This window comes from Dyadobacter sp. 3J3, from assembly GCF_009801115.1.
Classification (GTDB): domain Bacteria; phylum Bacteroidota; class Bacteroidia; order Cytophagales; family Spirosomataceae; genus Dyadobacter.
In genome coordinates this window covers 1-7,267 of the sequence record NZ_VTOL01000038.1, presented here as the reverse complement: position 1 = coordinate 7,267, position 7,267 = coordinate 1, and the positions used below count along the sequence as shown (strand labels likewise).

11 protein-coding genes and 1 pseudogene are annotated in these 7,267 nt (G+C 37.6%); 5 read left to right on the top strand and 7 right to left on the bottom strand.

Annotation, left to right across the window (positions count from 1 at the left end):
• On the bottom strand, window positions 1–677 hold a 677-nt coding region (locus tag FZF08_RS31335), incomplete at its 3' end, for a replication initiation protein (protein WP_159478842.1).
• A 580-nt stretch (window positions 678–1,257) separates the two neighbouring features.
• Between FZF08_RS31335 and FZF08_RS31330 the strand changes: the two genes are divergently transcribed.
• From FZF08_RS31330 to mobV, 5 genes are all read left to right on the top strand, one after another.
• Window positions 1,258–1,701, top strand: a complete 444-nt coding sequence (locus FZF08_RS31330) for a hypothetical protein (RefSeq protein WP_159478839.1) — start codon at window positions 1,258–1,260, stop codon at window positions 1,699–1,701.
• A gap of 46 nt (window positions 1,702–1,747) precedes the next feature.
• Window positions 1,748–2,029, top strand: a complete 282-nt coding sequence (locus FZF08_RS31325) for a hypothetical protein (RefSeq protein WP_159478836.1) — start codon at window positions 1,748–1,750, stop codon at window positions 2,027–2,029.
• A 24-nt stretch (window positions 2,030–2,053) separates the two neighbouring features.
• Window positions 2,054–2,257, top strand: a complete 204-nt coding sequence (locus FZF08_RS31320; protein ID WP_159478833.1) for a DUF2683 family protein — start codon at window positions 2,054–2,056, stop codon at window positions 2,255–2,257.
• Window positions 2,233–2,514: a Txe/YoeB family addiction module toxin gene (locus tag FZF08_RS31315; RefSeq protein ID WP_159478830.1), complete on the top strand. Its 282-nt coding sequence runs from the start codon at window positions 2,233–2,235 to the stop codon at window positions 2,512–2,514. Before FZF08_RS31320 ends, FZF08_RS31315 begins: the two co-directional genes overlap by 25 nt.
• Window positions 2,515–2,821: 307 nt before the next feature.
• Window positions 2,822–4,345: a MobV family relaxase gene (gene mobV, locus FZF08_RS31310; protein WP_159478827.1), complete on the top strand. Its 1,524-nt coding sequence runs from the start codon at window positions 2,822–2,824 to the stop codon at window positions 4,343–4,345.
• Window positions 4,346–4,401: 56 nt separating this feature from the next.
• On the opposite strand, the gene FZF08_RS31305 is transcribed toward mobV, so the two are convergent.
• From FZF08_RS31305 to FZF08_RS31280, 6 genes and pseudogenes are all read right to left on the bottom strand, one after another.
• Window positions 4,402–4,821 (bottom strand): hypothetical protein, encoded by a 420-nt coding sequence (locus FZF08_RS31305; RefSeq protein WP_159478824.1) that lies wholly within the window; start codon window positions 4,819–4,821, stop codon window positions 4,402–4,404.
• A 30-nt stretch (window positions 4,822–4,851) separates the two neighbouring features.
• Window positions 4,852–5,220: a hypothetical protein gene (locus FZF08_RS31300; RefSeq protein ID WP_159478821.1), complete on the bottom strand. Its 369-nt coding sequence runs from the start codon at window positions 5,218–5,220 to the stop codon at window positions 4,852–4,854.
• Window positions 5,221–5,244: 24 nt separating this feature from the next.
• Complete coding sequence (locus tag FZF08_RS31295) at window positions 5,245–5,709, bottom strand: hypothetical protein (RefSeq protein ID WP_159478816.1); 465 nt, start codon at window positions 5,707–5,709, stop codon at window positions 5,245–5,247.
• A gap of 89 nt (window positions 5,710–5,798) precedes the next feature.
• The gene (locus FZF08_RS31290) at window positions 5,799–6,002 is read right to left on the bottom strand and encodes a response regulator transcription factor (RefSeq protein WP_159478813.1); all 204 of its coding nucleotides are present in this window, start codon (window positions 6,000–6,002) and stop codon (window positions 5,799–5,801) included.
• 288 nt (window positions 6,003–6,290) lie between these two features.
• A complete protein-coding gene (locus tag FZF08_RS31285; protein ID WP_159478810.1) occupies window positions 6,291–6,593 on the bottom strand; it encodes a DUF2695 domain-containing protein in 303 nt (100 codons plus the stop codon).
• Window positions 6,594–6,845: 252 nt separating this feature from the next.
• Window positions 6,846–7,267, bottom strand: a pseudogene (locus FZF08_RS31280) (replication initiation protein); the annotation flags it as partial.

Here is a 7,267-nt window from a genome sequence, read left to right as displayed (position 1 = left end):
TGAGCGTACATATCAAAAACTGGCTCATAGGTGAAAGCAAGCTCAGTACTTTCAAGCTCTAAAAGGGGCTCAGTGAGGGTATATTTTAGCAAATCTTTATTCAAAGGATACTTTTTTTCACAATCCATGAGCTGCCGAAACTCATCGATAGTTACCCACCAGATCCCGGTATCCTTGAAAGCTGACAATAGCTCAAACATCCGGAGACTGTACCAGCTGCTGAAATGCATGTAATGCTTAAGCTCATAAATGCTGTAATGAGCCAGTTCAATAAAATATGGTTTTAAAGCAGGGTTTAGCACTATGGTGATCATCCCATCTTTATACGAACATTCGAAACCGTCATTTTTTAAGGTTTTAGTTGTGTCTAGTAAGTGCCTGAACGCAAAGTACTTAGTGTCTATATCCTCAATTAACCACTTCAAGTCAGTTAATTCATCGAAAGCCTTTTTCACTTTGGTATAGAACTCTATTTCCGTTGAAGGCACAACGTCGGAAATGTGCATTTGATAGTAAGGTCGCAAATCAGAATCATCTTCTTTTATCATTGCCATGACATTAGCCATGATCCGCTTAGCATACACCGACACTTTTCTCTGCCGGGCAAATGTGATATTCCAATGCTGTTTTGCATATTTCTTCACCTCCTTTTCATCATAAATGAGAGGGAGAGTCATTTGTGCGATTTGTCTTTTGTCGTTCTTTTTGGCCATGACTATCAATAGATTATATTAAAGGAGTTATCTATATAAATCTCCTTTATTCCTGACTAAAACTCCTTTTATTAGATTTCAAATGTAAGTAAAAATAAAAGGAGTTTTAAAATTATGTTATGCTTTATTCCTGACCAAAACTCCTTTTATTAAGCCTCCTACCTGACCAAAACTCCTTTTATACCTGACCAAAACTCCTTTTATTCGAGAAGTACCTTATATAATACTATATTGTTTTACTACTATATAGTTTGTCGCAAAATTTTGAAATTTTAGACTCTTGAAACTTGGTTTTCCACCCGCTCCTTCGGCTTGCGTCGCTGCGCGCACGCTTAAAAAATCTTTGAGAGGGCGTTAGCATTGAATTTTTGAAAAGGATAAAACAAAACAAAAAATATAAGAAGAAGATTAATGTTGCGCCGATAACTATATTGTTAGTTATATAATTTTATTTATAATATATATTATTTTAGTATTATTTTAACCCTATACAATATCTATACATGTACATTTACAGTATACTCTACAATGTATAGCGTTGCATATGAATTATATAACTCTGAAAGAGGCTGCAAAAGCTACTGGCTTAAATGAAATGACTATTCGTCGGCTTTGTAAAAAAGTGGATAGTAAACCTTATGTTAGGCTTAAAGACGGTAAAAATGGCTCATTATATACGATTCAGACCAATTACCTTTTTGATAAGTATCCTCCTAAGCAGGCACTAGATAAGATACAGCTTGATACCCTATACACACCTGTAAGTATAGAGCCTATACAAGGTAATACACAAGCCTATACACCTGTATTGGCTGTTAAGGATGAACTCATTCAAGTTTTGAAAGATGAAATCGCTTATTTAAGAGAAGAGAACAAAGGTCTAAGAGAAGAAAACAAGGAGCTCAAGCTATTGCCGGCAGCGTACAATGTCACTCAGGAGGGTAGCGAAAATCCCAAAAAGTCATTTTGGCAGCGGATTTGGGGTTAATAGTTCAAATGTATTGTATATATTTGTGTACCAAAAAATGTACACTATGGCAATTATTGAGACAACTAGCAGGCAGTTTAGGGAAAGGCAAAAAGATTTTTTTGAATTGGCCGATAAAGGAGAAAAGGTAGTTATTAGGAGAGGGCGTAAGCAAACTTATGTACTTACCCCTGTTTCTGAGAATGATTTGTATTTATCTCCTGAAATGATTCAGCGAATAAAAGAGTCTCAGCAAGAGATTAAGGAAGGTAAATCTGTATCTTTCAACAGCGTAGATGAAATGGATAAATATTTCCAGGCTCTAACAAAGGAAAAGAGAGAAGATTAAATACGGCATATAATTTTCAATATTATGACAACAATCACAATTCAGATACCGCAAGAAGAAACGAAACTTTTTAAAGCCATTTTGAAGAAATTCAATGCCAAGGTTGTCAATGAAGAAACCGACGAATTTGTTCAAAAGATAAAAAAGGGCAAAGAGAGCTATAAGAATGGCAATTACATTACTATAAAAAATCCTGATAATATATGGGAAAGTATACTATCAGAGTAGAAAAAACCGCAGCTCAGGATTTAAAAAAACTTTACAAATCAGGTAAGAAAGCCGATATAGCAAAAGTTGAAAGGATTTTCAAGGAGCTGTCTGAAACCCCTCAATTAGGCATAGGAGAACCCAAAAAACTTGGAAATGATCTAATCGGGTTTTGGTCAAGAAGAATTAACAAGAAAGACAGAGTAGTGTATGAAATTATTGAATCAGACATAGTTGTTGTCGTAATTTCAGCACTAGGACACTATTCGGGTAAATGAAAACATCATCAAAAGAATCCAGGGGTTACATGAAAAATTCTCTTTCACAGAAACAGATAGAGGATGCTTCAAAAAGATTCTGTGAGCACAAAGGCCCTTATTTAACTATTGATCAGATTATGCTCTCAGGAAACCCAAATCTCAGCAAGTTTTAGGAAGTTCTGTCAGCGGTCGTTAAATTTGAAAAATTAAAGGTGGACTCACTCCACCAGTGAAAACGCCTATACCTTCGGCCTAGACATTTTCCCTGGTTCCATTCGGCGGGGTAAACCCCTGCACCCCGGCCATCCGGATAAACTAAAACACTATGGCTTTTGCAATTCTGAGAGTAACCAAAATGAACAATATGGGGAGTATAGGAGGGAAAGACTCCCATGAACTTCGCCAGCGGGAAACCTTAAATGCGGATCCGGAACGTGCAGAGCTGAACCGTCAAGTGATTGGAACCGTAGCCCTGGATGATGTAAAAGAAAGACTAGGCGCTGCCGGTGTATCGATCCGGAAAGATTCAGTTTTGGCGATCGATGTTTTTGCTACGGCCAGTCCGGAGTTTTTCAAAGAAAACCATCCGGATGATATCCGGTGCAAAGTATTCCAGGACAGCTTGATTCAGTTTTTGGAAAAGGAGTTTGGAAAAGATAACCTGGTTAGCCTTCGTGCCCATTATGATGAAACGAGCCCACACTGGCATGCAACGATTGTGCCTATAAGGGAGAAAACAATTAAAGTCGGCCGGAAAATAAAAACGGAACGGACAGAAAACCGGCTATGTGCGAAAGATTGGTTAGGCGGTGACCGGCACACCCTGAGCAAACTTCAGACCCGGTTCGCTGACAGCATGAAACACCTGGGTTTACAAAGAGGAATCATGGGAAGCCAGGCCAAGCATGTTGAAGTCAAACAATTTTATACTTTGGCAAAAGAAGCTGTAAGCCAATCAGTTTCTGTGCAGCAGCACTTTCCTTTAATCAATCCGGATCGATATAGTAAAACAATAGGGAAGCCTGGTATTTTAGACCGGCTTGATCCGGAAGAATATGCGCAGAAAGCCGTTAAGGCCGCATTAAGCGAATTGTCGGCTGATATCGATAAAGTAAACCACAGCGTTAGCCTAGCTAAGCAAAACGAGCTAAAAAAAGCCGCTACACCGGTTATCAATGCACTTACCCAGAAAGGAAAAGACAGAAGAAGCCAGGCAGAGCAGGCACTTTCAAAATTAGGCTACCGGCTTGATCAGCACGGACAGATCATTGATGTGTTAGAAGAGCGAAAAAATGCGATTAGAGGCACAATATTAAATGTACTAACGAATTCTATGTCTCCGGAATATTTTCAACAGGAACTTGCTAAAAAGGGCATTAAAATAGGCTCTTCAAAGGATGATCAGGAAACAATTGGGAATAAAACATACAAAGTCTTTCTTTATAAAGACGGGAAAGGAGATCCCATCTCTTCCAGAGACCTGGGACCGGAATTTATGGTCAATGGAATATTTGAAAAAATTAGCAAAAACCAGGAAGCGGAGCAGGAAAGAATAAATCTTGAAAAATGCAAAAAGGTCTATGACGCTACTATAGCAGGAATTTTTGCCTACTATAATGGCAGTGCCATCGAAGTTTCAAAGTACCTTAAAAACTTACAACCTAATGAAAAAGAGGATATTATAAATAGAATTGGAGAGGATCATGGTACGAAAGGGACTTTTTATGTCCAGAGTCGATTACAAGCTGATATCAATAAAAGTGAATTTCAGTTAGCCGGTGATCGTGATAAGCTCAGAAGGGAAGGGCATAATATTGGACTAAAGCCAGGAAATAATTTAAAGATGTGACAAAAATACCTGGTTAATCTTAAATCGGTTTTTTTGTCACATCTATTTGAGGGAAATCACACAATGACAAATGTGGTGGAAGTCTGTTCATCTAATTCCAAACTGACGCTCCGAGCGATTTGCTCCAAAGAACTATATATGAAAATGCCTATCATCACAAATAACCATATTGGGCTTCCATGATATCCCAACATCAAGTAGATAACAAAAGCCATTGAGAATAAAATTTGAAACCAAACCTGTTTGCCGTTTGCGATATTGATATTAACCCCAATAGTTTCACTTTTTGGGATGTCCTTAAACGCCATTCTTTTTTTCTTAACAAAAAAGAAAAGAGGGAAGCTTAAAGTTAGGTGAACAAGGAGGGAGTTATCGATTGGATATTCACCCGCCTTAATTCGAAACCTTTCAGCATCAATAGTTATGAAGCCGTTCAAAGCTAAAATAACAAAACTATTTATTTTAATTTTGATCATTAACTGTGATTAGTGATATTTTGTTTACCCCTAAAATGAACAACCACCTAAACATTGATTATAGTCCGTGGCTGCTTCACCAACTTGGTGAAAATAATTCTCTTCAGCTGTGTAAAGGTTTGTCCGAAATGAATCATATGCTTCCAGGACACCCCCAATCTGGAATACTCCCTGCCAAAAGTCAAGAAAATATCCGTACCATGCGTTACCGATTGTATTTGACACCTTCCAAAGCATGTCTCTAACCGTAGTATTATAAGACCCCAAAGCATTTGCATAAAGATTGTTGTACGCATTAATGCAATTGTTCAAACAAGATGAAGGTATTGTTTGGGCAGATGGTTTCTGGTTAGACATCAGAACCAGAAAGATAACGAGAAAGTATACAATTTTTTTCACTTGGATAGCTATTGAAAGTGATTATTAATTTTTGAGTTTATTTTTTGTGTCGGCTATTGACTGTAATTCGGAGCTTTTCGGCTTTTGAACATCAAATAATTCCTTTCTGTCGTTTGCATCTAATCTCAACAAGGTGGGATATTTTTTCTTTAAGTCAACTTGCAAATAAATTATGCGATCGGTGTTCTCGACGTACTGTTCAGCATTTCTCATACCGGCCTTTTTATACAAATTGATCATTTGCGGGCCAGATGTACAATTCTTTAAGCCTTCCTTGATCATAGATCCATTGGTTGTCGAATGTCCGTAAAAATCGCTGGCTACTGCAACCAGATGTTGGTTTTGCAAGTCTGTCAATTCCTCAAATAAAGGGTCAGCTTTGACCTTCGTAATAAATTTGGTTTTTTCGGCCTCCGTGATATCGTTATAATCCGTTGAGCATCCGGTTGCCAAGACGCCTAAAATAAGCAGGTACTTGATTCTTTTCATTGTTGTTTATGAATTTAGTTGTCTAAAATTTAGTAAGAATATTTATTACATCAAATGTAGAACTAACATTACAAACTTAAAATACCCATTTAATGGGTATTTTTATTCATTTCTTGAATAGCCAGCCTTAATAGAGAATCAAATTGCAAACCACCTGCCTTGGCTTTTCGGATCATATTTTTCCGGTGCGTTTTAACAGTATTAATACTGATTATTAATATTTTAGCAATTGATTCAGAGGTTAATCCTTTAGCAATAAGTTCTAGAATCTGGCTTTCCTTTTTAGTAAACATATGAGCACAATTGATAGCTTACGTAAGACTTGGGAATAAAAATTTGTCACCAATTGTCACCAAATTTTTAATAGTTTCTTATTAAGCGGTATAAAGTGCAATTTGTTTGTGGAGATAATTAGTTCTGAAAGCATGACAAAACCCAGAATCAGTGTCTGGAGTTGTGATAACCCTTTTTATGTTAAGTGATTATTACGGGAACAAGGGGGGCTTTGGCTTTTTGGCGAAGTTCTTGGGATAGTACAAGGAGAGCGCACTTTTTACCGCTCCTTTCGAGGATTGCTGTGTTTAAAGGAGGTCTTCAAAGTGATCTTCAACATTTGCTAATACTTCGCAATCACAGTAACCACCGTATTGATTTAACCAGGATATCACAGAATTGACAGGCAAGCTATTTTCTTTTAAATAGGCCTCAGTTAAGACAAGTGAATGCTGACATCCATTTTCCTCTAAATTTTCGTCCAGATAATCAAATAATTCCTTTAACTGAGATGTCGAGATAGGCATTTGGGCTATCTTCGACTCTTTCTCATTCATCCTAAGGCTGTGTAAAAGCTTTTTGCGGTTCTGTTTTTCTTCTTTTGAACTCATCCTGATAAAGTTAATGCGTTATTATAACAAAGATTAAAATAAAGATCATCTCAACAAATCTCGGTTTCCTGAGACAAGCGCCGGCCGTGATCCGACCGCCTGGAAAGGTCCAAAAAGTGTATCATTTTAGCATCTCAAAAATCAAAATATCATTTTGATAGCTGCCGTGAGTTAGTGAGACACCGTTACTTTTCCCATTTGTTCCAGATCTGCTGCGCACCAGGTGAAGCGATTCTTCTTTTCCCTTTAGCTCTAACCTTCCATGGCAACTTTACCAATACGAACCCAAACCGCATTGCAGTATTTTGTCTTGTCCTGGATTTCTTTTCCCTTTAATTGCCATTCATAAAGTAGCTTATTAGCTCGCTCCATACCGATCACTTTTGCATACCTAACAATATTTGCATCTGTTACTTGCCAAGAACGTAGCCGTAGAAGCACGTTTTTGTGCTCGTCAGAGAACTCAAACCATTCTTGCGGTACATTCTTAGGCTTAGCTTTTTTGAGGCGAAATTCGAGCGCAATTACAGGCTTTCGACCACGACCATGAGCGTACATATCAAAAACTGGCTCATAGGTGAAAGCAAGCTCAGTACTTTCAAGCTCTAAAAGGGGCTCAGTGAGGGTATATTTTAGCAAATCTTTATTCAAAGGATACTTTTTTTCACAATCCA

Excerpts from the sequence above, each read along its gene's own strand:
- FZF08_RS31320 (WP_159478833.1), top strand. The coding sequence starts at position 2,054 with ATGACAACAATCACAATTCAGATACCGCAAGAAGAAACGAAACTTTTT.
- FZF08_RS31295 (WP_159478816.1), bottom strand. The coding sequence starts at position 5,709 with ATGAAAAGAATCAAGTACCTGCTTATTTTAGGCGTCTTGGCAACCGGA.
- FZF08_RS31285 (WP_159478810.1), bottom strand. The coding sequence starts at position 6,593 with ATGAGTTCAAAAGAAGAAAAACAGAACCGCAAAAAGCTTTTACACAGC.
- FZF08_RS31290 (WP_159478813.1), bottom strand. The coding sequence starts at position 6,002 with ATGTTTACTAAAAAGGAAAGCCAGATTCTAGAACTTATTGCTAAAGGA.
- FZF08_RS31325 (WP_159478836.1), top strand. The coding sequence starts at position 1,748 with ATGGCAATTATTGAGACAACTAGCAGGCAGTTTAGGGAAAGGCAAAAA.
- FZF08_RS31305 (WP_159478824.1), bottom strand. The coding sequence starts at position 4,821 with ATGATCAAAATTAAAATAAATAGTTTTGTTATTTTAGCTTTGAACGGC.
- mobV (WP_159478827.1), top strand. The coding sequence starts at position 2,822 with ATGGCTTTTGCAATTCTGAGAGTAACCAAAATGAACAATATGGGGAGT.
- FZF08_RS31330 (WP_159478839.1), top strand. The coding sequence starts at position 1,258 with ATGAATTATATAACTCTGAAAGAGGCTGCAAAAGCTACTGGCTTAAAT.
- FZF08_RS31315 (WP_159478830.1), top strand. The coding sequence starts at position 2,233 with ATGGGAAAGTATACTATCAGAGTAGAAAAAACCGCAGCTCAGGATTTA.